At 75.7% G+C, this 23,183-nt stretch carries 19 protein-coding genes; 10 read left to right on the forward strand and 9 right to left on the reverse strand.

Going from position 1 to position 23,183, the window contains the following annotated elements; genetic code table 11:
- The first annotated feature begins 77 nt into the window (after nt 1–77).
- From ABZ806_RS16155 to ABZ806_RS16185, 7 genes are read left to right on the forward strand one after another with little or no spacing between them, the layout of a single operon-like run.
- Complete coding sequence (locus ABZ806_RS16155; protein ID WP_500218068.1) at nt 78–1,970, forward strand: DUF4132 domain-containing protein; 1,893 nt, start codon at nt 78–80, stop codon at nt 1,968–1,970.
- Nucleotides 1,967–3,061 carry an AAA family ATPase gene (locus tag ABZ806_RS16160; RefSeq protein WP_500218069.1) on the forward strand — a complete coding sequence of 365 codons (1,095 nt, stop codon included), beginning with the start codon at nt 1,967–1,969 and terminating at the stop codon, nt 3,059–3,061. The genes ABZ806_RS16155 and ABZ806_RS16160 overlap by 4 nt, the downstream gene beginning before the upstream one ends.
- Nucleotides 3,061–5,400 carry a DUF5682 family protein gene (locus ABZ806_RS16165; RefSeq protein WP_500218070.1) on the forward strand — a complete coding sequence of 780 codons (2,340 nt, stop codon included), beginning with the start codon at nt 3,061–3,063 and terminating at the stop codon, nt 5,398–5,400. The genes ABZ806_RS16160 and ABZ806_RS16165 overlap by 1 nt, the downstream gene beginning before the upstream one ends.
- On the forward strand, nt 5,397–6,545 hold the full coding sequence (locus ABZ806_RS16170; RefSeq protein WP_500218071.1) for a VWA domain-containing protein: 1,149 nt from the start codon (nt 5,397–5,399) through the stop codon (nt 6,543–6,545). Before ABZ806_RS16165 ends, ABZ806_RS16170 begins: the two co-directional genes overlap by 4 nt.
- A 7-nt stretch (nt 6,546–6,552) precedes the next feature.
- Entirely contained in the window at nt 6,553–8,532 is a 1,980-nt protein-coding gene (locus tag ABZ806_RS16175; protein WP_500218072.1) for a YehQ family protein, read from the forward strand.
- 57 nt (nt 8,533–8,589) lie between these two features.
- Complete coding sequence (locus ABZ806_RS16180) at nt 8,590–9,300, forward strand: MFS transporter (RefSeq protein ID WP_500218073.1); 711 nt, start codon at nt 8,590–8,592, stop codon at nt 9,298–9,300.
- Nucleotides 9,297–10,451, forward strand: coding sequence for an FUSC family protein (locus ABZ806_RS16185; RefSeq protein WP_500218074.1), 1,155 nt, complete (start codon nt 9,297–9,299; stop codon nt 10,449–10,451). Before ABZ806_RS16180 ends, ABZ806_RS16185 begins: the two co-directional genes overlap by 4 nt.
- On the opposite strand, the gene ABZ806_RS16190 is transcribed toward ABZ806_RS16185, so the two are convergent.
- The 5 genes from ABZ806_RS16190 to ABZ806_RS16210 all read right to left on the reverse strand — a co-directional run bounded on the left by ABZ806_RS16190 (nt 10,435) and on the right by ABZ806_RS16210 (nt 15,200).
- The gene (locus ABZ806_RS16190; RefSeq protein ID WP_500218075.1) at nt 10,435–11,373 is read right to left on the reverse strand and encodes an MBL fold metallo-hydrolase; all 939 of its coding nucleotides are present in this window, start codon (nt 11,371–11,373) and stop codon (nt 10,435–10,437) included. The two genes, ABZ806_RS16185 and ABZ806_RS16190, sit on opposite strands and share 17 nt — an antisense overlap.
- 26 nt (nt 11,374–11,399) lie before the next feature.
- Nucleotides 11,400–12,458, reverse strand: coding sequence for a rod shape-determining protein (locus ABZ806_RS16195; protein WP_500218076.1), 1,059 nt, complete (start codon nt 12,456–12,458; stop codon nt 11,400–11,402).
- Between the two features lie 254 nt (nt 12,459–12,712).
- Nucleotides 12,713–13,609: a metal ABC transporter permease gene (locus tag ABZ806_RS16200; protein WP_500218077.1), complete on the reverse strand. Its 897-nt coding sequence runs from the start codon at nt 13,607–13,609 to the stop codon at nt 12,713–12,715.
- On the reverse strand, nt 13,606–14,259 hold the full coding sequence (locus tag ABZ806_RS16205) for a metal ABC transporter ATP-binding protein (RefSeq protein WP_500218078.1): 654 nt from the start codon (nt 14,257–14,259) through the stop codon (nt 13,606–13,608). The genes ABZ806_RS16200 and ABZ806_RS16205 overlap by 4 nt, the downstream gene beginning before the upstream one ends.
- A complete protein-coding gene (locus ABZ806_RS16210; protein ID WP_500218079.1) occupies nt 14,256–15,200 on the reverse strand; it encodes a metal ABC transporter solute-binding protein, Zn/Mn family in 945 nt (314 codons plus the stop codon). Before ABZ806_RS16210 ends, ABZ806_RS16205 begins: the two co-directional genes overlap by 4 nt.
- Nucleotides 15,201–15,338: 138 nt before the next feature.
- Here ABZ806_RS16210 and ABZ806_RS16215 point away from each other — a divergent pair, with 138 nt between their 5' ends.
- The 3 genes from ABZ806_RS16215 to ABZ806_RS16225 are packed head-to-tail and all read left to right on the forward strand — an operon-like array spanning nt 15,339 to nt 18,908.
- Nucleotides 15,339–16,142 carry a PP2C family protein-serine/threonine phosphatase gene (locus ABZ806_RS16215; RefSeq protein WP_500218080.1) on the forward strand — a complete coding sequence of 268 codons (804 nt, stop codon included), beginning with the start codon at nt 15,339–15,341 and terminating at the stop codon, nt 16,140–16,142.
- A 22-nt stretch (nt 16,143–16,164) separates the two neighbouring features.
- Entirely contained in the window at nt 16,165–17,985 is a 1,821-nt protein-coding gene (locus ABZ806_RS16220) for an N-6 DNA methylase (protein WP_500218081.1), read from the forward strand.
- Between the two features lie 14 nt (nt 17,986–17,999).
- Complete coding sequence (locus ABZ806_RS16225) at nt 18,000–18,908, forward strand: serine/threonine-protein kinase (RefSeq protein ID WP_500218082.1); 909 nt, start codon at nt 18,000–18,002, stop codon at nt 18,906–18,908.
- Nucleotides 18,909–18,943: 35 nt separating this feature from the next.
- On the opposite strand, the gene ABZ806_RS16230 is transcribed toward ABZ806_RS16225, so the two are convergent.
- The 4 genes from ABZ806_RS16230 to ABZ806_RS16245 all read right to left on the reverse strand — a co-directional run.
- Entirely contained in the window at nt 18,944–19,795 is an 852-nt protein-coding gene (locus ABZ806_RS16230) for an SAM-dependent methyltransferase (protein ID WP_500218083.1), read from the reverse strand.
- A gap of 88 nt (nt 19,796–19,883) precedes the next feature.
- Nucleotides 19,884–20,912, reverse strand: a complete 1,029-nt coding sequence (locus ABZ806_RS16235) for a C40 family peptidase (RefSeq protein WP_500218084.1) — start codon at nt 20,910–20,912, stop codon at nt 19,884–19,886.
- Between the two features lie 157 nt (nt 20,913–21,069).
- The gene (locus ABZ806_RS16240) at nt 21,070–22,509 is read right to left on the reverse strand and encodes a maltokinase N-terminal cap-like domain-containing protein (RefSeq protein ID WP_500218085.1); all 1,440 of its coding nucleotides are present in this window, start codon (nt 22,507–22,509) and stop codon (nt 21,070–21,072) included.
- 2 nt (nt 22,510–22,511) lie between these two features.
- Nucleotides 22,512–23,183 (reverse strand): alpha-glucosidase C-terminal domain-containing protein (locus ABZ806_RS16245; RefSeq protein WP_500218086.1); only part of this gene is annotated, 672 nt, incomplete at its 5' end.

The raw sequence follows: 23,183 nt of genomic DNA on the forward strand, positions 1-23,183 counted from the left end.
GCCGCGCCGTCACGTCGTGTCGGTCATGTCCGGGATCCCAGGGATCTGTCCCGCCCGCTCCTCTACGGTTGGTCACCGTGGAAGATCACCGCTTCGACGCGGACGTCCCGCCCCTCCCGGCCCCCGGCGGAACCGCGGTGCCGGCGTTCCTCACCGGCCTCCCCTGGGAGCGGCCCCCGGTGCGGCCGGTCGTGACGGGGCTGGAGCGGTTCGCGACGAGCCGGGTCGCCTGGCCGGACGGCGAGCGCGACCGATGGCTCGGCACCGGCACCGGCACCGGGCCGGTGGACGGCGAGGAGCGGATGCGCGTCCTGGTCGCGCGCCACGGGCTGGACGTGCTCCCGGACGCGCTGCGGATGGCGGCGGACCGTCCCGTCCCGCGCGCCGCGGTCGTGCTGCCCTACCGGGACGTCGCTGTGGCGGCGCTGATGTGCGACCTGCTGATGCGGCGGCAGGAGAGCGCCGCCCTCGCCCGGACCTGGCTCGACTGGCACGGCGTGGCCGCGGTGCCCTGCCTCGTCCCGGCCGCGCTCGGCCGGCCGGTCAGGCCGCGGCGGGCCGCCGAGACCGCGCTGCGCCACCTCGCGGACCGGCACGGCCTGGAGACCGTCGCGTCCGCCGCCCCCGAGGTCGCGGACGAGCTGCGCGCGGTACTGGCGGCGCATCCGGTGCGGACGGGGCTCGCCAAGCGACCGGAGATCGGCGACTGGGCCGACCCGGTGCTGCTCCCGCCGGTGCTGCTGCGCGGGCGGGAGCGGACGCTGCCGGCGGAGGCGGTGCCGCGCCTGGTCGAACTGCTGGCCCTGCGCCATCCGCACGACGTCCCGGCGATGCGGGACGCGTGCGACGAGCGTTCGCTCGCGGAGTTCGGCTGGACGCTCTTCGACCGCTGGCTCTCCCACGGCGCCCCCGCCAGGGACGAATGGGCGTTCGCGCAGCTCGCCCGGACCGGCGACGACGAGACCGTCCGCCGGCTGGTCCAGCTGGTCCGCGCATGGCCGGGGGAGCGCGGGCACGCGAAGGCCCGCAGGGGACTGGACGTCCTCGCCGCCCTCGGCTCCCGCACCGCGCTCGCCGCCCTGTACCGGACCGCGCGGGACGCGAAGCACGCGTGGCTGCGCACCGAGGCCGCGTTCACGTTCGCGAAGGCCGCCGAGCGGCGGGGCCTGGACGTCGAGCGCCTCGCCGACCGGATCGTCCCCGACGGCGGCCTCGACCCCGCCGGGCGCATGAAGGGCGAGGCCCGCCGCACCGCGACCGTGGAACGCGACCGCCTGGAGCGCGCCATGGTGGCGGAGCGCCGCTGGTCGCCCGCCGAGTTCCGCGACTACGCCGTCCGGCACCCGATCGTCGGGCACCTCGCGCGGTGCCTCGTGTGGACCGCCGAGAACGGCGGCGAGCGGGCCTTCTTCCGGATCGCCGAGGACGGGACCTTCGCCGACGTGGACGACGGCGTGTTCGTCCTGCCCGGCGACGGCGACGGCGACGGCGACGGCGTCCGGGTCGGTGTCGCGCATCCGGCGACGATGGGCGCGACGCTGGAGGCGTGGTCGGAGCTGTTCGCCGACTACGAGATCCTGCAGCCGTTCCCGCAGCTCGGCCGCCCCTTCTACGCCCTCACCGGGCAGGAGCGCGACGCCGGCGGGCTGGACCGGCTCGCGGGCGCGGAACTGCCGCCCGACGTGGTCGACCGGCTGGCCTGGCGCGGCTGGGCCCCGGGCGAGGACCCGCGCACGCTGTGGCGGGAGATCGCCCCGGCCCGCCGGCTCGTCATCGCGTTCGCGGGCCCCGGTCCCGGCCCCGGCGGCCGTGAGACGCTGCGGGAGGTGCGGATCGACGCGGCGCCCGCAGACCACCGCCCCGGCGGCGTCGTCCCGCGGTTCGCGGACCTGTCGCCGGTCGCGCTGTCCGAGGCCCTTGCCAAACTGGTCCCCCCAGCCCCCGCCCCAGCCCCCGAAAAGGAAACATGAGCGACGACACCACCGGCCACCAGCGGCCCCCAGCCGAGGTCCGGTTCGCCGAGGAACTCCGGCGGCTCCGCGAGGACGACTCCGGGCCGCGCCCGCCGGGCTGGGCGCTGAGCCTCACGGCGGCGCGCCGGTTCGTCGTCGGCGACGAGGCCCTCGGCGTGACGCGCAAGTTCGTCGGCGACACCGCGCTCATCGACCGGGCGCTGGTCACCCTCGCCACGAGCCGCGGGCTGATGCTCGTCGGGGAGCCGGGCACGGCGAAGTCGCTGCTGTCGGAGCTGATCGCGGCGGCCGTGAGCGGGACGTCCACGCTGACGATCCAGGGCGGCGCCGCCACCACCGAGGACCAGATCAAGTACTCGTGGAACTACGCGCTGCTGGTCGCGGAGGGGCCGTCCACCCGCTCGCTGGTGCCGGCGCCGCTGCTCACCGGGATGGCCGAGGGCCGGGTCGTCCGGTTCGAGGAGATCACCCGCTGCCCGCTGGAGGTGCAGGACTCGCTGCTCTCCCCGCTGTCCGACCGCGTCCTCGCCGTCCCCGAACTGGCGGGGGCGGAGTCGATGGTGTTCGCGCGGGACGGGTTCAACGTCATCGCGACCGCGAACACCCGCGACCGGGGCGTCAACGAGATGAGCGCGGCGCTCAAGCGGCGGTTCAACTTCGAGACCGTGTTCCCGATCGCCGACTTCGGCACCGAGCTCGACCTGGTCGAGCAGGAGGCGCGGCGGCTGCTGGAGCACAGCGGCGTGCAGGCCCCGCCGCGCCGCGACGTCCTGGAAGTGCTGGTCACCGCGTTCCGGGAGCTGCGCGGCGCGGCCACCGAGGACGGCCGGGCGATGGACCGGCTGTCGGCGGTGATGAGCACGGCCGAGGCGGTGTCGGTCGCGCACCAGGTCGGCGTGCGGGGCTGGTTCCTGCGCGGCGAGCCGGGCGGCGCCGCCGACATCGTCGAGTGCCTCGCCGGGACCGCCGCCAAGGACAGCCCCGACGACCTCGCCCGGCTGCGCCGCTACCTGGAGCAGCAGGCGGCGCGGCGCGACGGCGAGCAGTGGCGGGCGCTGCACGCCGCCCGGCACCTGCTGCCCGGCTGATGGCGGTCACGTTCGTCGGGGTCCGGCACCACAGCCCCGCGTGCGCGCGGCTCGTCCGGGACACGATCGCGCGGCTGCGGCCCGCCTACGTCCTGGTGGAGGGGCCCGCGGACTTCGGCGCCCGGATGGACGAGCTGCTCCTCGGCCACACCCCGCCCGTCGCGATCTTCAGCTACTACCGGGACGCCGACCGGGTGCACGCCTCCTGGTCGCCGTTCTGCGGCTACTCGCCGGAATGGGTCGCGCTCAACGAGGGCCGCGCGGCCGGCGCCGAACTGAGGTTCATCGACCTGCCCGCCTGGCATCCCGCGTCCGCGGGCCGCGGCAACCGGTACGCCGACGCCGAGCGCCGCTACGCCGAGGTCGCCGGGCGGCTGTGCCGCGAGTTCGCCGTCGACGACACCGACGTCCTGTGGGACCACCTCTTCGAGATCGACCCGGACGGCGCGGCGGAGCGGCTCGACGCCTACTTCGCGCTGCTGCGGGGCGAGGCGGAGGCCGGGGAGGACGACACGGCCCGCGAGTCCTACATGGCCGAGTGGATCCGGGCGGCCGAGGCCGACGCCGGCGGCCGCCCCGTCGTCGTGGTGACCGGCGGATTCCACAAGCCCGCCCTCGAAGCGCTCGCGGCGGCGGGCGGCACGGAGTGGCCCGGCGTACCGCGGCCGCCCGCAGGGGCGACGGGCGGCGGCTTCCTCGTCCCGTACTCGTTCCGGCGCCTTGACGCGTTCACCGGCTACCAGTCGGGCATGCCGTCCCCCGAGTACTACCAGCGGCTCTGGGAGGACGGACCGGACGCGGCGGCCGGCGCGCTCATCGAGACCGTCGTCGCGCGGCTGCGCGAGCGCGGGCAGGTCGTGTCGACCGCCGACCTGATCGCCGCCCGCACCCTCACCGAGGGCCTCACCCGGCTGCGCGGCCACCGCGCGCCCGCCCGCACCGACCTGCTGGACGGCCTGGTCTCCGCGCTGGTGCACGACGACCTCGACCAGCGGCTGCCGTGGACGTCCCGGGGGACGCTCGCGCACGGCGCCCACCCGGCCGTCGTGGAGATGGTCGCCGCGCTGAGCGGCGACCGCGTCGGGCGCCTGCACCGCGACACGCCCGCGCCGCCGCTCGTCCACGACGTGGCGGCCGAACTCGAACGCCTCGGCCTCGACCGGGACGGGCCGGTCCTCCTCCACCTGGCGACGCCGCGCGGCCTGGAGCGCAGCCGCGCGCTGCACCGGCTGCGCGTCCTGCGGATCCCCGGCGCCGTGCGCGAGTCGGGCCCGGCGTCCGGCGCCGACCCGGTGCTGGAGGAGCGCTGGGTGCTGGATACCGCCGACCCCGCCGGGCTCCGCCGCTCCGCGCTCATCGAGGCCGGCGCGCACGGGCCGACGCCGGCGGACGCGGCGGCCGCCGTCCTGGACGAGCGGATGCACGGCGCCGGCACCGACCTGCGGCGGCTCGCGGACGTGCTGTTCGACGCGGCGCTGTGCGGCTGCGCGGACCGGTCCGACCGGATCGCCGCGGCGATCGCCGCCGGGATCGCGGGCTCGTCCGACCTCGCCGCGCTCGGCGCCGCGCTCGACGCCGTCCTCGGGCTGTGGCGGCACGACCGCGTCCTCGGGACGGCCGGCAGCCCGCTGTTCGGGACGGTCGTGCGGGAGTGCGTCACCCGGATCCTGTGGCTCGTCGAAGGGGTGCGCGGCGGGCCCGCCCCCGCCGACCTCGACCGCCTGCGCGCCGTCGCAGCGGCCCGCGACGCGCTGCTGCACGCCGCCGGGCCGCTGCGGCTGGACCGGGACGCGGCGCTCGGCGTCGCCCGCCGCGTCGCCGCCCGGACCGACGTCCCGCCCGACCTGCGCGGCGCCGCGTTCGGGCTCGGGCGGGCGCTCGGCGACACCGCCGACCCGGCCCGCGCGGTGCGGGGCGCGGGCGGCGCGAGCACCTTCGGCGACTGGCTCGCCGGGCTGTTCGCGCTGGCCCGGCAGGAGGTCCTCGACACCGGCACCCCCGTCCTCGGCGTCCTGGACGAGCTGGTCCGCGGCCTCACCGACGCCGACTTCCTCGTGGCGCTGCCCGCGCTGCGGCAGGCGTTCGCGTTCTTCCCGCCGCGCGAGCGCGAGACGATCGCCGAGGGGCTGCTGGAGCGGCACGGCGGGAACGGGAACGGGGCGCGCGGCTCCGCCCGCGCGCTGCTGCGCGCGCCGGGCGCGCCGCTGCTCATCGCCGAGGCCCGCGCCCTGGAGGCCCGCGTCGACCAGGCCCTCGCCGCCGCCTTCCTGGAATCGGGCGAAGCGGGGCGGGGAGAGCGGGGGGCAGTCCCCCCGCAGGGAGAGGAAGTGGAGTCATGATCCCGCCCGAGCTGGAACGCTGGCGGCTCGTCCTCGGCGCGCCGGCGCAGTCGTGCCTCGGGGCGCCGTCCGGGGAGGGCGCCGAGCGGGACGCGGCCCTCGACTGGCTCTACGGGCGCGATCCCGACCTCGGCAGGCGCGGCGTGCGGCGCGGCGGCGGCACGGCCGAGCCGGCGGGCGACCGCACCGGCGGCGACGGGCCGTCGCAGCTCACCACCGTCGACTGGCTCGACGCGGTGCACCGGCTCTTCCCGAAGGAGACGGTCGAGCGGCTCGAACGCGACGCCGTCGAACGCTACGAGATCCACGAGATCGTCACCGACCCGGCCGTGCTGGAGCGGATCGAGCCCGACGAGACGCTGCTGCGCGCCGTCCTGCGCACCAAGCACCTGATGAACCCGGAGGTCCTCGCGCTCGCCCGGCGGATCGTGGCGGCCGTCGTCCGGCAGCTGACCGAGCGGCTCGCCACCGAGGTCCGGCAGGCGTTCCACGGCACCCGGTCGCGGCGGCCGAGCCGCATCGGGAACTCCCGCAACTTCGACTTCCACGGGACGATCCGCGCGAACCTCGCGCACTACCGGCCGGACGAGCGCCGCCTCTACATCGAGCGTCCCCGGTTCGTGTCCCGGACGCGGCGGCACATCGAGCGGTGGCAGCTGATCCTGCTCGTCGACCAGTCCGGTTCCATGGCCGGGTCCGTCATCCACTCCGCCGTCACCGCCGCGTGCCTGTGGGGGCTGCCGGGCCTGAAGACGCACCTGGTCGCGTTCGACACCTCCGTGGTCGACCTGACCTCCGACGTCACCGACCCGGCCGAGCTGCTGATGAAGGTCCAGCTCGGCGGCGGCACCGACATCGCGCGGGCCGTCGGCTACGGCGCCGGGCTGGTGGAGAACCCGCGCCGGGCGATCGTCGCCGTCGTCACCGACTTCTACGAGGGCGGGGATCGCGCCGGGCTCGTCCGGGAGGTCCGCAGGCTCGTCCAGCAGGGGACGCAGGTGCTCGGGCTCGCCGCGCTCGACGAGCAGGCGAACCCCGACTACGACCGCGCGATGGCGCGGCGGCTCGCGGGCGAGGGCGCCCACGTCGGCGCCATGACCCCCGGCCACCTCGCCGAGTTCGTCGCCGAACGGATCGCCCGGTGACCGCCCGGTGACCGGCCCGGCGACCCGCGCGGACCTGCTCTCCCTCACCCCGGACGCGCTCGCCGCCCTCGCCAACCGGGGGCTCGTCAAACGCGCCGCGAAGGACCTCGACGCCGGCCGCGGCCCCGAGATCACCACCGCCCCGGACGGCGGCGTCGCCGGCGCCTTCCCCGACGGCACCGAGACGTCCCTTCCGGCCGGTGCGGGGCTGGAGGCCGCGACCTGCTCCTGCGCCGCGACCGGCACGTGCCGCCACCGGATCTGCCTCGTCCTCGCCTACCAGCGGACCGCCGCCGCGGCCCCCGGCGCCGAACCCGAGCCGCCGGCCGCGGCCTGGTCGCCCGGGGCGTTCGACGACGACGCGCTCGCCCGCGTCCTCGGGCAGCGGGCCCTCACCGCCGCCCGCCGCACCTTCCGCGCCGGGTACTCCGCGGCGCTCCGCCGCCCCACCCCGCAGGACCCGGTGGCCCAGGCCGAACTGCCGGCCTGCACCGTCCGGTTCCTGGTGCCGGACGAGCTCGGCTACGTCCACACCGACGCCGTCGCGGCGGTGCGCGGCGAGGTCACCGTGCTCGCCGTCTGGGCGTTCCGCGCCGCCGACGAGCGCGGCCTCACCGGCGCCGAGGTCCGCCTCGACGTGGGCGGCGGCGGGCCGGGGGAGTCCCGCGGCGGCCCCGCGCCCGGCCCGTCCCTGGACACCGCCCTCGACCTCGCCGGGCAGGTCCTCCTGGAGGGCGCCGCGAACACCGGTCCCGTGCTGGCCACCGCGATCGGCCGGGCCGCCGCCGACCTCGCGGGCCGCGGCATGCACTGGCCCGCCGCCGCCCTCGACGACCTGGCCGCCCAGCTCACCGCCTACCACGAGCGCCGCGCCGACCACGACTCCGCGCGCACCGCGGCGCTCCTCGCCGAGGTCCACGCCCGGCACCGCGCCGCCCGCGGACCGGACCGCTCCCAGGTCCTCGGCACCGACGAGCGCGCGGAGACGCCGCTGCGCCGGGTCCGTCTCGCCGCCCTCGGCTGCCGCGTCGCCGGCACCGCCGCGACCCGCACCGCCGACCTCTACCTCGCGCACACCGCCACCGGCGCCGTGCTCGCGCTGAAACGCCGCTTCGACGTCCCGGACGGGGCCCGCCTCACCGGCGCCGACCTGGCCGGGCGCCGGGTCCTCGGCGTCCCGCTGCGGTCGCTCGCCGCCGCGAACATCGTGTCCGAGAGCGCCGCCCGCAGCGCGGGCCGGGTCGTCCGCGTCACCGCCGGGCGGATCGCGAAGACCACGGTCACGCCGATCGGCAACGCCTGGGAGGCGCTGCCCGCCGGGCTCCTCGTCCGCGACTACACGGCGCAGGCGCACGCGCTGGACGCGCTGCCGCCGCGCCTCGTCCGCCCCCGCGTCGAGGCGGAACTGGTCCGCGCCGTCGCGGTCGCGGGCGTCCGCGACATCGGCTACCACCCCGGCGCGCAGCGCCTGGAGGCCGTGGTCGCGGACGCGGCCGGGACCACGGCCCTGGTGTCCGCCGAGTACAGCCCGCACCGCCCCGCCGCGCTGGACGCCCTCGCCGGGGCGCTCGCCGCGGGCCCCCGGCTGCTCACCGGCGCCGTCCGGCGGGACCGCGGGGGCCTCGTCATCGACCCGTTCGCCGTCCTGACCGGCGACGGCGTCACCGTCCCCGACCTGGCCCCCGGCGCGGGCACCGCCGCGCTGGACGCCGCGGCCCCCGCCGCCCCCGATCCGCTGTCCCGCGCGCTGGACGAGGCGCTCGCCGCCGGCGCCGAGGCGGCCCATCGCGGCCTCCTCCACATCTCGCCCGGCCTGCGGGACCGCCTCGTCCGCGCCGGAGCGGACCTGGAGCGCAACGGCCTGCGCACCGCGGCCGGGACCGTCGCCGCACTGGCCGCCGCGCTCACCGCCGACGACCCCCGCCACGCCGCCCTGACCTGGGCCACCGCCCACATCCGCCTGCTGGCGAGCGCCGAACTCCGCTGACCCGGCCCGCTGTATCGAACTCGCCACTCTGGGTAGTGCGTCGTCGGGGAGGCGCACATGCAGGGTTTTTCCCGTGCCCAGGTCACCGAGGGCCCGCTGGACGAGGTCCCGCCCGACGGGCTGCGCAAGATCTGGCGGTGGGCGGTCGTCATCGCGGTCGGCGGCTTCCTGTTCGGATTCGACACCGGCGTGATCTCCGGGGCGCTGCTGTTCATCCGGACCGACTTCACGCTGAACTCCTTCGAGCAGGGAACCGTGGTCAGCGTCCTCGTGCTGGGCGCCATGGTGGGCGCGCTGCTGTCCGGCCGGATGGCCGACCGGGTCGGGCGCCGCGGCCTGCTGCTGTTCTCGCTCGCCGCGATGGCGGTCACGATGGCCCTGCTGGGGCTGGCGTTCGTCGCCGGATGGTCCTCCGTGCCGACGCTGGTCTTCATGGTCCTGTTCATCGCCTCGTTCGCCGTCGGGCTCGGGCCCGTCTTCTGGGCGATCATCGGGGAGATCTTCCCGGGCCCCGCCCGCGCGACCGGATCCAGCGCGTCCACCGCGGTGAACTGGGGCTCGAACTTCGCGGTGAGCCTGCTGTTCCTGCCCATCGCGACCGCCATCGGCCAGGGCGAGACGTTCTGGATCCTCGGCGCCATCGCGCTGGCCGGGCTCGTGTTCGTCGCCCGGTTCGTCCCGGAGACCAAGGGCCGCGGCTTCGACGAGGTGGACGCCGACCTGCTCCGCCGTTTCGGGCGCCGTCCGCCGGAGAGCACCCCTGGATGAGGCCGAGCCGGTGGCGGCGCCGGGCGCGCGAGGCCGGCGCGCGGTCCCGGCGGCGGCTGTGGGAGGGGGCGTGGCCGGTCTTGCAGCAGACCGCCGCCGCGACCATCGCCTGGTTCATCGCCAAGTCGTTCGGCCCGCACACCGACCCGTTCTTCGCGCCGATCGCCGCCGTGGTGGCGCTCAACACCGTGCGCGGCCAGCGCGGGGTGAACGCGGTGCAGCTGCTGTTCGGCGTGGTGCTCGGCATCGGCGTCGGCGAGCTGACCCTGCTCGTGCTCGGCGGCGGCTACGGCACCCTGGCCCTGGTGGTGTTCGGCTCGATCGTGCTCGCCCGGGCCGTCACCGACTCCGCGCTGGTGGTCGCGCAGTCCGCCGCGTCCGCGATCCTGACCGTGACCTCCGCGGGCGGGCAGGCCGGGCCCTTCCGGATGGTGGACGCGCTGGTCGGCGCCGGCGTCGCGCTCGTGTTCAGCCAGCTGCTGTTCACCCCGGAACCGCTCGCGCTGCTGCGGCGCGCCGAGTCCGCCGCCCTGGAGGGCATGGCCGACGGGCTCGACCTCACCGTCCGCGCCCTGCGCGAGGACGACGACGGGCTCCGCGAGGAGGCGCTGGACCGGCTGCGCGGGCAGCGCGACCGGCTCGCCGAGCTCGGCCGCATGAGCGCGGCCAGCACCTCGGTCCCCAGGTACTCGCTGGTGTGGCGGTCGCGGCACGCGGTGACGCTGCTGGAGCGGGAGAACGCGGACTGGCTCGACCTGCTCTGCGGAAGCTGCGTCCTGGTCGCGCGCACCGCGCTCGCCGCCGGCCGGGGGCAGCGCCGCGTCCTCGTCCCGGCCGTCCTGGACCTCGCCGTGATCGTGCGGCACGTGGCCGACGACCCCGGCGATCACGCCCGCCGCCGGCGGGCCGCCGAGCGGGCCGTCGTGCTGGCGGAGCGGGCCGGCGACGAGGACCTGCAGAGCGTCGCGGCCGGCCGCGACGCCGCCACGGCGCTGCGGCTGGCCGCCATCGACCTGCTGGTGTTCGCCGGAGTGGACGAGGCGGAGGCGCGGGCGGTGGTGCGCGGCGGCGCCGGCCGCTACGACGTGGCCGCCCCGCCGCGGGCGATCCGCCCGCGGCACCTGCTGCGGCGGCTCAGGCGCGGCAGGTGAGCGGCCGGCCGCCGTTGAAGGCGATCATGTCGCCGAGGGCGGCGGCCACGTCGATCTCGCCGCCCGGTTCGAGGCCGTCCAGCTCGGCGTAGGCGCGGTGCAGGTTGCCGACGAGCCGCTCGGCGTCGGTCAGCTCCGCGTACGGGCCGAGGTCGGCCTCGCGCGCCGCCTCCAGCGGCGACAGCCCGGCCGGCTTCGCCGCGGCGGCCGTCGCCCGCACGAACCGCGCGTACCCGAGCACGCGGTCGATCAGCTCCGGACCGCCGACCGGGCCGTGCCCGGGGACGATCGTCTCCGCGCCCAGCGGCGCCACGACCTCCTCCAGCACCGTGATGGCGCCCGCGACCGACCCCTGCATCAGGAACGGGGTGCCGCCGTTGAACAGCAGGTCGCCGCAGAACAGGACCCGCCGCTCCGGGATCCACACGATGGAGTCGTTCGTGGTGTGCGCCGGCGTCCCGACGTGCCGGACCTCGCAGCGCAGGTCGTCCACCCACAGCGTCACGCCGTCGGTGTAGGTGAGGAACGGCGGCTCCACCTCGATGCCGCCCCAGTCCACCTTCGTCCAGACCGGCTCGTCGAACGGCCCGCCCCACGCGAGCGCGGCCTCCCGCGTCCGCTCGTGGCCGACGATGGTGGCGCCCGCGAACAGGTAGTTGCCGAACGTGTGGTCGCCGTGGTGGTGGGTGTTGACCAGGGTCCGGACGGGCCGGTCCGTCACCGACCGGATCGACTCCAGGTACGCGCGGGTGCGGCGCTCGGTCGAGCAGGAGTCGACGCTCACCACCCCGCGCGTTCCGGCGAGGAAGCCGGTGTTGTTGATCCACCAGGTGCCGTCCGGCTGGACGTAGGCGAAGACCCCGTCCGAGACCTCCTGCAGGCGCGGGCTTCCGGGGCCGTCGAGGGCGGGTGCGTCGCTCATGGACCCCGGAGTCTAATCGCGCCCGGTCAGAACTCCGGCAGCGTGGTCAGCACCTGCGGGCGCGGCGCCGACTTGCGCGCGGACGGCTCCTGCGAGCCGGCCGAGCGCAGCACCTCCCCGGCGCCGAGCACGGCCGCGTCGCCGGTGTCGTCGCCGAGCCGCGCCTCCAGGCCGGTCCGGTCGCGGATCAGCCGCTGCAGCCCCGGCAGCCGGGCGGTCCCGCCGGTCAGCGTGATGCCGACGCTCAGCAGGTCCCCGGAGATCTCCGGGGAGCAGCCGGTCAGCCCGGCGCCGATCGCCGCCACGATCTCGCCGATCGGCGCGCTGATCGCGCGGCCGACGTCCAGCGTGGTCAGCACGATCTCGCGCGGCATCCCGGTCGCGATGTCGCGGCCGGTCACGACGGTCTGCTTCACCGGCCGGCGGCCGAGCGGCGGCACCGCCCCCACCTCCAGCTTCGCGGCCTCGGCCGCGGACCGCGACAGCGCCGTGCCGTGCTCGCGCCGCACCATCGCGACGATCGCCTTGTCCAGCGCCGACCCGCCGACGTGCGCGGTGTGCGAGGTGACGAGGCCGCCGAACGCGATGACGCCGATGTCGGTGACGTCCGCGCCGATGTCGGCGATGACGGCGATGTCGCGCCGCGCGGTCGAGGTCATCCCCATCCCGATGGCGGCGGCGATGGGCGTCGGCACGAGCGTGAGCCGCCGCGCGCCGGCCTGGTAGGCGGAGAACTGCAGGGCCCGGTAGTGGACGGACGTCATCCCGCTCGGCACGGTGATGACGAGCCGGGGACGGGCCGTGTAGTGGCGCCGGTGGTGCCGGCGGACCAGGTGCCGCATCAGGTACTCGGCCTCGTCGGTCTCCGTCGGCGCGCCCTCGCGGATCGGCCGGACGAGCGTGACGTCGGGGTTGCGCCCGGCCATCTCCTGCGCGGGCAGGCCCAGCGCCAGGATGTGCCCGGTCTCCCGGGACCGGGCGAGCACGGACGGCTCGCGGCACACCACGCCGCGGTCCCGCACGTGCATCCGCACGGTGCCGCTGCCCAGGTCGATAGCGGTGTCACGGCCCGCGAAATCCCACATCGCGTCCCTCCCAATCGCCCCGAAAGTCGGAAGAGCCTTGTTGATGCCCTTGCGCCCGGCGGCGATGCCCACGGGGAAGTAAGCGAATCGCAACGACCTCACCGCCGGAGATCCGGAATATCCGGAACGCCGCCCGCACCGCGGTGCCCGCCCGGCGGCCAGTGCCGGGCGGGCCCCAAGAGATCATGTGCAAAAGATCATGCCGACGCGGCCAGGCCGGCGCGGTCACGCCGGCACGGTCGCGGGCCGCGCGGTCACGTCGGCGCGGTCGCGCTCGCGGTCGCGTTGGGTTGGGCCGGGCGCCGGCGCGCGGTCCAGCCGCGCCGTGCCCGGAGCGCACCGGTCGCGCGGCACACGCCGTACAGGACGAACGAGATCGTCGTGACGTACGGGCTGACCGGGATGCTGGAGCCGATCGACAGCAGGATCCCGCCCACCACCGACACGGTCGCGAGCACCGCGCTGAGCACGGGGGCGAGCACCGGCGACGCGGTCACCCGGACCGCCGCGGCGGCCGGCGTGCAGAGCAGCGCGAGCACCAGCAGCGCACCCACGACCTGCACCGACACCGCGACCGCGAGGCCGAGCACCAGCATGAACGACAGGGACAGCGTCCGCACCGGGACGCCCCGCGCCGCCGCCACGTCCGGGTCGAGGCTGGCGAACGCCAGCGGCCGCCACATGACCGCGAGGCACACCAGCACCACCGCCGACGTCCCCAGCAGCCACGACAGGTGCGGCGTGTCGATGGCGACGATCTGCCCGGTGAGCAGCCCGAACTTGTTCGCCGACCGGCCCTTGTAGAGGGACAGGAACAGCACGCCGAGGCCGAGCCCGAACGGCATCAGCACGCCGATGACCGAACCGCGGTCGCGCGCCCGCGCACCGAGCACCCCGATCAGCGCGGCCGCGGCCAGGGCGCCCGCGATCGACCCGCCCGCCACGCTCGTGCCGAGCAGCAGCGCGCCCGCCGCGCCCGCGAACGACAACTCGCTGATGCCGTGCACGGCGAACGGCAGGTCGCGCATCACGACGAACGTCCCGGCGAGCCCGCCGACGAGCCCGAGCACGGCCCCCGCGATGAGCGAGTTGCGGACGAGGCCGAGCAGCGCGCCGTAGTCGTCGAAGTTGACGATCTCGTGCCAGATCACGCGGCCTCGCCCGGTCCGAGGTCGCCCAGGTCCAGCACCCGGTCGGCGAACGGCAGGACGGGGCCGACCTCGTGCGTGACGAACACGACCGCCGTGCCCCGCTCGCGCCGCCGCCGGTCGACCAGCTCGCCGACGATCCGCTGGTGCTCGGCGTCCAGCGAGGCGAGCGGCTCGTCGCACAGCAGGACGCGCGGATCGGCCGCGAGCGCCTGCGCGACCCGCACCCGCTGCAGCTCGCCGCCCGACAGCAGGTGCAGCGGCACGTCGGCGTAGGGGGCGGCGCCCACGTCCCGCAGCGCGTCCGCCACCCGGCGGCGCGCGTCCCGGGACCGCCGCCGCGGCCCCCACCGGTGCCCGTCGACGCCGAGCCCGACCAGGTCGCGCGCCCGCAGCGGGGTGTGCGGCGGGACGGCCCGGTGCTGCGGGACGTAGCCGATGAGGCCGCCGCCCCGGCGCGGCGGGCGGCCGTTCACGGCGGCCGTCCCCGCCGAGAGCCGCTGCAGCCCGAGCAGGACCCGCAGCAGGCTCGTCTTCCCCGACCCGTTGTGCCCGAGGACGAGCAGGAACCCGCCCGCCGCCACATCGAGGTCGAGGCCCTTCCACAGGGTCCGCTCCCCGTAGGAGAGGGCGGCGCCGCGCAGGGCGATCACGACAGCGCCTTCCGCAGCGCGGCGATGGTGCCGTCCATCCAGGAGATGTAGCCGGCGCCCTCGGGGAGCGTCTCGGTGACCGGCACGACGGGCACGCCGCCCTCCTTCGCGGCCTTCTCGAGCTGCTCGGTCTCCGCGCCGCCGGTCTGCGCGTTGGAGACGAGCGCCTTCACCTTCTTCTCGCCGACCAGCGCCAGCGTGTCCCGCAGGACGCGCGGCGGGACGTCGCCGCCCTCCTCGATCGCCTCGCTGAACTCCTCGGGCGTCCGGTTCTCCAGCCCCGCCGCCTCCAGCAGGTAGACGGGGACGGGCTCGGTGATCGCGACGCCCTCGCCGGCGTGCGCGGCCTTGAGCGCGGCCACCTTCTCCTCCAGGGTCTTCAGCTCGGCCTTGAACGCGCGGGCGTTCGCCGTGTACGCCGGCGCGCCCGCGGGGTCGGCCTCGCCGAGCGCCGCCGAGATCCGGTCGGCCAGCAGCCCGACGGACGGCAGGTCGTACCAGACGTGCTCGTTCAGCTCCGTGCCGGCCGGCGCGGTCTTCCCCGACACCTCCACCGCGTTCAGCACGGTCGCCTTGGAGCCCGCGCCCTTCAGCAGCGTGTCCATGAAGTCGTCGTAGCCGCCGCCGTTCTCGATGACGACGCCGGCCTCCGACAGCGCGAGCCGGGTGCGCGCGCTCGCCTCGAACGAGTGCGGGTCCTGCGACGGGTCGCTGATGAACGACGTCACCTCCACCTTGCCGCCGCCGATCCGCCGCGCGATGTCGCCGTAGACGTTGGTCGACGCGACGACGGAGACGGTGCCCTTGCCCGGGCCGCCGTCCGGCGTCGCCCGCGTCCCGGTACCGGCGTCGGACGACGACCCGCATCCGGCCGCCAGCAGTGCCGAGACGGCGAGGAGGGCACCCGCCCCGGACATGCGGGCACGCTGCAGAGAGGACATGAGAACTCCTGAAAATGAAAACGGTTTTCAGTGCAACGTAGCACGATCGATCCCGGTTCGTCCGCCATGAGCACCTGCAAGCGGGGTGCTGACCAGGAATGCTTGTGAATCGAGTTTTAGCGTGCTTCCCTGAGATGCATGGCTCACCAGATGCTGCGCTTCGCCGCCGGGACGGACGTCGGCAGGCGGCGGAAGACGAACGAGGACTCCGCGTTCGCCGGTCCGCGCCTGCTCGCGGTCGCCGACGGGATGGGCGGGCACCCGCACGGCGACGTCGCCAGCCGGACCGCCGCCACGGCCGTCGCCGGGCTGCCGCTCGGCGACGACCCGGCCGCCGCGCTCGCCGCCGGCGTCGCCGAGGTGGCCGCGCGGCTCGACGAGCTCGGCGACCGGGACCCCGAGCTCGCGGGCATGGGCACGACGCTCACCGCGATGGCGTGGGACGGGCGGGGCTTCGCGGTCGCGCACATCGGCGACTCCCGCGCCTACCTGCTGCGCGGCGGGGACCTCTTCCAGCTCACCCGCGACCACACCGTGGTCCAGACGCTCGTCGACGGAGGGCAGCTCACCCCGGAGGAGGCGGCGCACCATCCGCGCGGGTCGGTGCTCGTCCGGGCGCTGCAGAGCGGCGGCAGCGGCGAGCCCGACGTGTTCCGGCACGACGCCCTGCCCGGCGACCGGTACCTGCTGTGCTCCGACGGCGTCTCCGGGCTCGTCCCGGCCGCCGCGATACGCGCCGCGATGGCCGAGGAGGCCGGCCCGGCGGACGTCGTCGCCCGGCTCATCGGCCTCGCCAACGAGGCCGGCGGGCACGACAACATCACCTGCGTCGTCGCGGACGTCGCCCCCGCGGGAGAGGCCCCCGACCAGCGCCCCGTGCTGCTCGGGGCCGCGGCCCCGGGACGCCTCGGCCGGCTCGGCCGCCGCCTGCACCGTGCCTGAGCCGGGCCGGCGGGGTGACGGCATGAGCGGCGCCCCCGGCGACCCCGGCGTGACCGCGGGCGACATCGCCCGGCTGGCGGGCGTCGGGCGCGCCACGGTCAGCAACTGGCGCCGCCGCCACGGCGACTTCCCCCGCCCGGTCGCCGGGACCGCGACCAGCCCGCTGTTCTCCCTCGCCGACGTCGAGGGCTGGCTGCGCCGCAACGGCAAGCCGTTCGAGGTGTCGCCAGCCGACCGGGTCTGGCAGCGGCTGCGCGCGTCCGGCGACGACTTCGCGCTCGCCGACCTCGTCGGCTGGGCCGGGCTGCGCCTGCTCGAACTGCGCGGCCCCGGACCGGGCCGGGACGCGGTGAAGCCGCCGCCGCCCGGCCTGGAACCCGGCGACCCCGCCCTGCCCGGCATGCTCGCCGACCTCGCCGCCGAGCACGGCCACGCCGCCGCCTTCGACGGGCTCCTGGAGCGCTACGTCCGGGCGCACTCGCGGCGCCTCGTCCTCACCCGCGCGGACGTGGCGGGCCTGATGACGCGGCTCGCCTGCCGGGACGGCGACGTCGTCCTCGACCCGGCGTGCGGCCTCGGCACGCTGCTGCTGGCGGCCCCCGGGCCGCGGCGCCCGCTCGGCCAGGACGCCGACCCGGCCGCCGCCCGGATCGCCGCGGTCCGGCTGCTGCTCGCCGGCGCGCCCGCCGAGGTCGTCGCCGGCGACTCCCTGCGCCACGACGGCTTCCCCGGCGAGGTCGCCGACGCCGTCGTGTGCGACCCGCCGTCCGGCGACCGCGCCTGGGGCCACGAGGACCTCGCCGGCGACCCGCGCTGGGAGTACGGGCTGCCGCCGCGCGGCGAACCCGAGCTGGCCTGGGTCCAGCACTGCCTCGCGCACCTCCGGCCGGGCGGCCGCGCCGCGGTGCTGCTGCCGTCGGCCGTCGCGGGCCGCCGCCCCGGCCGCCGCATCCGCGGCAACCTGCTGCGCGCGGGCGCGCTGCGCGCCGTGATCACGCTCGCGCCCGGCGGCCCCGACCTGTGGCTGCTGCGCCGCCCCCGCCCCGCCGAGCCGCCGCCCGCCGCCGTCCTGCTGCTGGACGCCGAGGGCGACCTCGACCGCGCCGAACGCGCGGCGGCGGGGCGCGCCGAGGGCGAGTCCGCCGTCCCGGTCATCGACCTGCTGGACGACGAGGTCGACCTCAGCCCGGCACGGCACCGCCCCCGGCAGAGCGGCGCGGCGTTCGCCGGCCGGTTCACCGAGGCGCTCCACCGGCTCGCCGCCGCCGCTCCCGCCCCGCCCGGCGTGGAACTGCTGGCCGACCGGCGGCCCCCGGCGTTCACCACGCTCGCCGAGCTGGCCAGGGCCGGCGTCGTCGAGATCAGCCACGCGCCCGCCCGGCCGCCGTCCGGCGGCGACGTGCCGGTGCTCACCGCCGACGACGTCGGCGCCGGGACGGACCCGTCCGGCACGGCCGCCGCCGGCCCCGGCCTGATCATGCTGGAACCCGGAGACGTCGTCGCCACCGCCGCCGGCTCCGCCCGCGTCGTCACCTCGGGCGGCGCCGCGCTCGGCCCCTACCTCACCCGCTACCGGCCGGACCCGCGCCGGCTCGACCCGGGCTTCCTCGCCGGGTTCCTGACGTTCGCGCACACCCGCACCGGCACCGGCTCGAGCCGGATGGACCTGCGCCGCGTCCGCATCCCCCGGCTGTCCCTGGAACGCCAGCGCGGCTACGGCCGCGCGTTCGAGGAGATGGCCGAGCTGACGCGGACATTGCGCGAAATGTCCTCCATTGGGGAGGCGCTGGTCCGGCTAAGCTTCGACGGATTGCTGGACGGCCACCTCCGCCCCCGCAGATGACCCCCGGGAGAACCATGCTCATCGCCGACCGGTATGAGCTGGCCGAACTTCCGCTCGGCCGCGGCGGGATGGGAGCCGTGTACGCCGCCGACGACACGCGCCTCGGCCGCCGCGTCGCGGTGAAGTTCCTCGACCTGCCGGGCGGCGGCGCGGACGACGAACTGGAGCGCCGCTTCGTCCGGGAGGCCCGCATCCTCGCCCGGCTGGAGCACACCGGCGCCCCCACCCTCTACGACTTCGGCGCCGTCGACCGGCGGCTGTACCAGGTCATGCAGTTCATCGACGGCGTCACCGTCGGTGACCTGATCGCCGAGCACGGGCCGCTCCCGGTGCCGTGGGCCGCCGGGATCACCGCGCAGGCCGCCGCGGTCCTGACGGCCGCGCACGCCCTGTCGATCCGCCACCGCGACCTCAAGCCGACCAACCTGATGCTGTGCCCGGACGGCAGCGTCAAGGTCCTCGACTTCGGGCTCGCCGTTCTCGGCGACGCCGACGTCGCGCACTTCACCCGGCACGGGCAGATCCTCGGCACCCCTGCCTACATGGCGCCCGAGCAGATCGAGCAGGGCGTCGCGGACGGGCGCAGCGACCTGTACGCACTCGGCTGCGTCCTGCACGAGATGCTCACCGGACGGCAGCTGTTCGCCGGCCCGACCGCCTACGCGGTGTTCGACAAGCACGTCCGCGAGCGGCCCCCGGCCCTTCCCGGCGTTCCCGCCGAGCTCAACGCCCTCGTCCAGGACCTCCTGGAGAAGAAGCCGGAGAACCGCCCGCCGGACGCCCCGGCCCTGTACGAGCGGATCCGCCCGTTCACCGGGGAGCCGCCGCCGCTGCCCGGCTTCCTGCAGCCCGCGTCCGTCCCGAGCCCCGGGCGCATGTACGCGCAGGTGCTCGGGCAGGTCCTGGCGGACCCGTCCCGCTGACCCGTTCCGCCGACCCGTCCCGCCGACCGGGGCGCCTACCGCTTGCGCAGGACGCCGCCGTACTCGTAGATGCCGCGGTCCAGCTTCGACGCGCCCTCGTACCCCCGCAACTCCTCCGGGACGGGCGCGAGCGGCGGCTGCAGGTCCAGCGGACGCCAGCCGACCAGGTTGCCCAGCCCCGGCTCGACGGCCTCGAACCCGGACAGCAGCGCGTCGATCTCGGCGGGCGTCCGGGTCTGCCACGGGATCCCGGCACCGGTGACCTGCGCGGTCATCTCCGCGCTCCGCACCGGGTCGTCGCACGCGACCTGGGAGAAGGTGAGGTGGCTGCCGGGCGCGGCCCGGTCCATGATCGTGTGCAGCACGCGGTGCGGGTCGTCGGCGTCCGGCAGGTGGTGGCCGACCGACAGGAACAGCGTCGCGACCGGCTCGGAGAAGTCGATCAGCCGCCGGAGGTCGGCGTCGGCGAGGATCGCCTCCTGGTCGCGCATGTCGCCCTGGATGACCGTGGTGGAGGCGTCGCCGGCCAGCAGCGCCCGCCCGTGCGCGAGGACGATCGGGTCGATGTCGACGTACACCACGCGGGCGTCCGGGACGAACTGCTGCGCGACCTGGTGGACGTTGGCGTCGGTCGGCAGGCCGCAGCCCATGTCGATGAACTGCCGGATCCCGGCCTCGACGGCCAGGTACCGGACGGCCCGGTACAGGAAGAGCCGGTTCTGCCGGGTGATGTCCAGCCCGGCCGGGTGGTGCTCCAGCTGGCCCCGGATGAACTGCCGGTCGACCTCGTAGTTCTCCTTGCCGCCGAGCAGCCAGCCGTAGGCCCGCGCCGACGTCGGCACATCGTGAGGAATGTCCGCAATGGACGGATTGTCGTCGTGATCCACATGGGCACGGTACTGCACGTTCTTCGGCCGTGCGGGCGTTCCGCCATGGGCGCGCGGGGCGCCCATGGCGGCGCGTGACGCGGTGGAATCAGGTCAGTATCCCGAACGGGGCGCGGCCCGTGTATTCGGCCCAGCTGTGGCTCTGGAACGGGTGCCGGTGTCCGGCCGCCCGGGTGCGGGGCCGTGGAGCAGGCTTTTCCTCATTCGACTTCTCCTTCGGCGGAGCGTCGCTTCGCGGAGCCTGGGCCGCGGAATCGTCCGGTGCGGGGGCGGGGCGGCCGGGTGGAGCGGCCTGTTTCTCGGGGGCGTGTCCGGGGGCGGTCAGCGAGGGGTCGGCATCTGCTGCGGGAAGTGAATCGGAAGGCGGCGGAATCTGGGGGGTCCGCTCCTTATCTGGCGGCTTCTGGTCCGCTCTCTTCCGCGCGCTCATCCGGTCGATCTTCTCGACGAGCTCCTTCACCGACGCCGACCAGTCCTTGTAGGCGGGCGCGCCCGGACGCACCGCGCCGGCGAACTGGTTCTTGCGCCGCTTGCCGATCTTGTTGATGCGCACCTTCGCGCCGGTGTGCGGCGCGTGCAGGAACCGCCCGTGCCCGACGTAGAGGCCGACGTGGCTGCGGCCGTGGAAGAAGATGAGGTCGCCCGGTTCGAGGTTCCCGTACTTCACCTTCCGGTCGACCTTGCGGTACTGGGCGTAGGTGACGCGGGGGAGTTTCACGCCCGCCTTGCGCCATGCCGCCATCGCGAGGCCGGAGCAGTCGTAGCTGCTCGGCCCGTCCGCACCCCACTTGTAGGGCTTGCCGATCTGCTTGCGCGCGAACCGCAGCGCCCTGTTCGCCTTCTCGCGCTGATTCGCCTCGCGCGTCCGGTACTTGTCGTAGGCCTGGACCTTCTCCAGGGTCGCGGAGTCCAGGTGCAGGCTCTTCAGCACCACCGGATTGAGCGCCGCGTGGGCGGGCGCGCCGAGCGGCACGGTCAGCGCCAGCCCGGTCGCCGTCGCGGTGAGGGCCGCCAGGAGCATCCCCTGTTTTCGGCCGCCCGTCCGCGTGCGGCGGGTATGGCGCTCCGCCGCTCCGATTCCGGCGCCGTCATCCTGCGAGTGGTGTGCGATGGACATTTCCCGTTCTCCGTTCCCCATTGCCGGGTCGTACTCCGGCAGGTGATCATCATCCTGCCGAGAGTTCGGGTACCCGTTGATCGCCGGGGAATTGTGGGAAGCGGCCGATTTTGCATGATCATGACGGCGAATTGGAGGCGCTCTTTGGTGTCTTTGATCAAGCGGTCAGATGTGCCAGCGAGGTCAGCGGGACCGGGAGCCAGGCCGGCCGGTTCCGCGCCTCGTACCGCACCTCGTAAACGGCCTTCTCGAATTCGAACGCGTGCATCAGCACCGAGTGCGCGGCCGGGTCGGCGCCGCCGGCCGCCGCGTAGCCGCGGCAGAACGCCGCCCGGTTCCGCGCCGCCCACGCGTGCGCGCGCGTCTCCAGATGCGGCCCCGACTCGGTCGGCACCGTGCCGGCCTTGGTGATGAGGAACCGCGCCGCGTACTCGAAGGAGCGCAGCATCCCGGCGACGTCCCGCAGCGGGTGCGCGAGGGCCCGGCGCTCGCTCTGCGTCCGGGCCGGCTCGCCCTCGAAGTCCAGCAGCGCCCAGCCCGACTCGGTGCGCAGCACCTGGCCGAGGTGGTAGTCGCCGTGCACGCGCTGGACCGGCAGCGGCGCCGCCCGCGCCGCCAGGTCGAGGAACGCCCAGGTGAGCGCCTTCGCGTGCGGGGCGAGGCCGGGCACGGCCTGGCAGGTGGCGGTCAGCTCGGTGTTCATCCGGGCGGCCATCGCGCGCACCTCGTCCGCGGGGACGACCGTCACGCCGAACGCGTCGGCGAGCGCCCGGTGCACCTGCGCGGTGGCCGCGCCGAGCCGCTCGGCCTCGGCGGCGAAGTCGCCGCCCGCGCCGCTCGCGTCCAGCTCCGCCCACTCGTCGCCGGGCGGCAGCGGATAGGCGAACCAGTCGCGGACGCTCGCGATCGCGAGGCTCCAGCCGTCGGCGCCGGTGTGCAGGTAGTCCGACAGGAGCCCGAGCGTGACCGGTTCCGCGCCGGGCCCGTCCGGTTCCAGCTCGATCCAGCCGTGCACGGCGGGGACGTGCTCGCTGCCCTGCCGGGTCAGCGCGAGGTTGACCTCCAGGTCGAGGTTGACGCCGTGGCTGAGCCGCCGGAACAGCTTGCAGATGTAGGCGTCGCCGAACAGCAGCGAGGTGTTGCTCTGCTCGGCGGTGATGGGCAGGCTCGCCAGGTCGGTCCGGATGCGGGCGCCCGGCACGTGGCGGAACCGCAGCGGGCCGATGGACGCCTCGCCGGCCAGCGCGTCCAGCAGCATCCTGGTCAGGTCGTGGTCGTGGGCGGCGTCGTACAGCCGCGCCTTCGCGACGCCGGCGGCGCTCCTGCCGGCCGTGCCGCCCCGGCCCCCGCCGATCTCCACGTGCCGGAGCCGGTCGGGCAGGTGCCGGCGGACGCCGAGCAGCAGCTGGTACTGGTCGGTGGCGCCGTTCTGGCGGACGTCGAGGACGAGGTGGTGCAGGGCGGGGTCGCCGGTGCGCAGCTCGGTGGCGGTGCCGATCGACAGCTCGTCGATGGGGCCGTCCTTGCCGCCGAACCACCGCTGCCGGGGCAGCCACTCCGCGAGGTCTCTGGTCAGGTCCGATCGGGGTGGCAGCACGGTCAGACGGTCCTTCCCGCTCCGACGATCCGGTCGGCGGCACCGCCGTCGTCCGGCGGGAGCAGCTGGAACCAGAAGAACCCGTGCCCCGGGAGCGTCAGCAGGTAGGGCAGTTCGCCGATGGCCGGGAACTGGACGCCGCCCATGCACTCCACGGGGGAGTAGCCCTCGAAGCGCCGCATGTCCAGTTCGACCGGCTGCGGGAAGCGCGACAGGTTGCTGACGCACAGGACCGTGTCCATCTCGCCCCACGGGCTCTCGTCCTCGGTGATCTCGCGGGTGAAGGCGAGGACGGAGGGGTTGGAGGCGGAGAGTTCGACGTAGGAGCCGACGCCGAAGACGGGGTGGCGTTGCCGGATCTCGATCATTTTGCGGGTCCAGTGGAGCAGGGATCCGGGGTTGTTGGCCTGTGCTTCGACGTTGACGGCCTGGTAGCCGTAGATGGGGTCCATGATGATGGGCAGGTAGAGGCGGGCGGGGTCGCAGTGGGAGAAGCCGGCGTTGCGGTCGGGTGTCCATTGCATGGGGGTGCGGACGGCGTCGCGGTCGCCGAGCCAGATGTTGTCGCCCATGCCGATCTCGTCGCCGTAGTAGAGGACGGGTGAGCCGGGGAGGGAGAGGAGGAGGGCGGTGAAGAGTTCGAGTTGGTTGCGGTCGTTGTCCAGGAGGGGGGC

Origin of the sequence: Spirillospora sp. NPDC047418 (assembly GCF_040643275.1) — a bacterium.
Taxonomy (GTDB): domain Bacteria; phylum Actinomycetota; class Actinomycetes; order Streptosporangiales; family Streptosporangiaceae; genus Spirillospora.

Coding starts and splice junctions, on each gene's coding strand:
- ABZ806_RS16160 (WP_500218069.1), top strand. CDS start 1,967: ATGAGCGACGACACCACCGGCCACCAGCGGCCCCCAGCCGAGGTCCGG.
- ABZ806_RS16165 (WP_500218070.1), top strand. CDS start 3,061: ATGGCGGTCACGTTCGTCGGGGTCCGGCACCACAGCCCCGCGTGCGCG.
- ABZ806_RS16170 (WP_500218071.1), top strand. CDS start 5,397: ATGATCCCGCCCGAGCTGGAACGCTGGCGGCTCGTCCTCGGCGCGCCG.
- ABZ806_RS16180 (WP_500218073.1), top strand. CDS start 8,590: ATGCAGGGTTTTTCCCGTGCCCAGGTCACCGAGGGCCCGCTGGACGAG.
- ABZ806_RS16185 (WP_500218074.1), top strand. CDS start 9,297: ATGAGGCCGAGCCGGTGGCGGCGCCGGGCGCGCGAGGCCGGCGCGCGG.
- ABZ806_RS16190 (WP_500218075.1), bottom strand. CDS start 11,373: ATGAGCGACGCACCCGCCCTCGACGGCCCCGGAAGCCCGCGCCTGCAG.
- ABZ806_RS16195 (WP_500218076.1), bottom strand. CDS start 12,458: ATGTGGGATTTCGCGGGCCGTGACACCGCTATCGACCTGGGCAGCGGC.
- ABZ806_RS16210 (WP_500218079.1), bottom strand. CDS start 15,200: ATGTCCTCTCTGCAGCGTGCCCGCATGTCCGGGGCGGGTGCCCTCCTC.
- ABZ806_RS16215 (WP_500218080.1), top strand. CDS start 15,339: ATGGCTCACCAGATGCTGCGCTTCGCCGCCGGGACGGACGTCGGCAGG.
- ABZ806_RS16220 (WP_500218081.1), top strand. CDS start 16,165: ATGAGCGGCGCCCCCGGCGACCCCGGCGTGACCGCGGGCGACATCGCC.
- ABZ806_RS16225 (WP_500218082.1), top strand. CDS start 18,000: ATGCTCATCGCCGACCGGTATGAGCTGGCCGAACTTCCGCTCGGCCGC.
- ABZ806_RS16235 (WP_500218084.1), bottom strand. CDS start 20,912: ATGTCCATCGCACACCACTCGCAGGATGACGGCGCCGGAATCGGAGCG.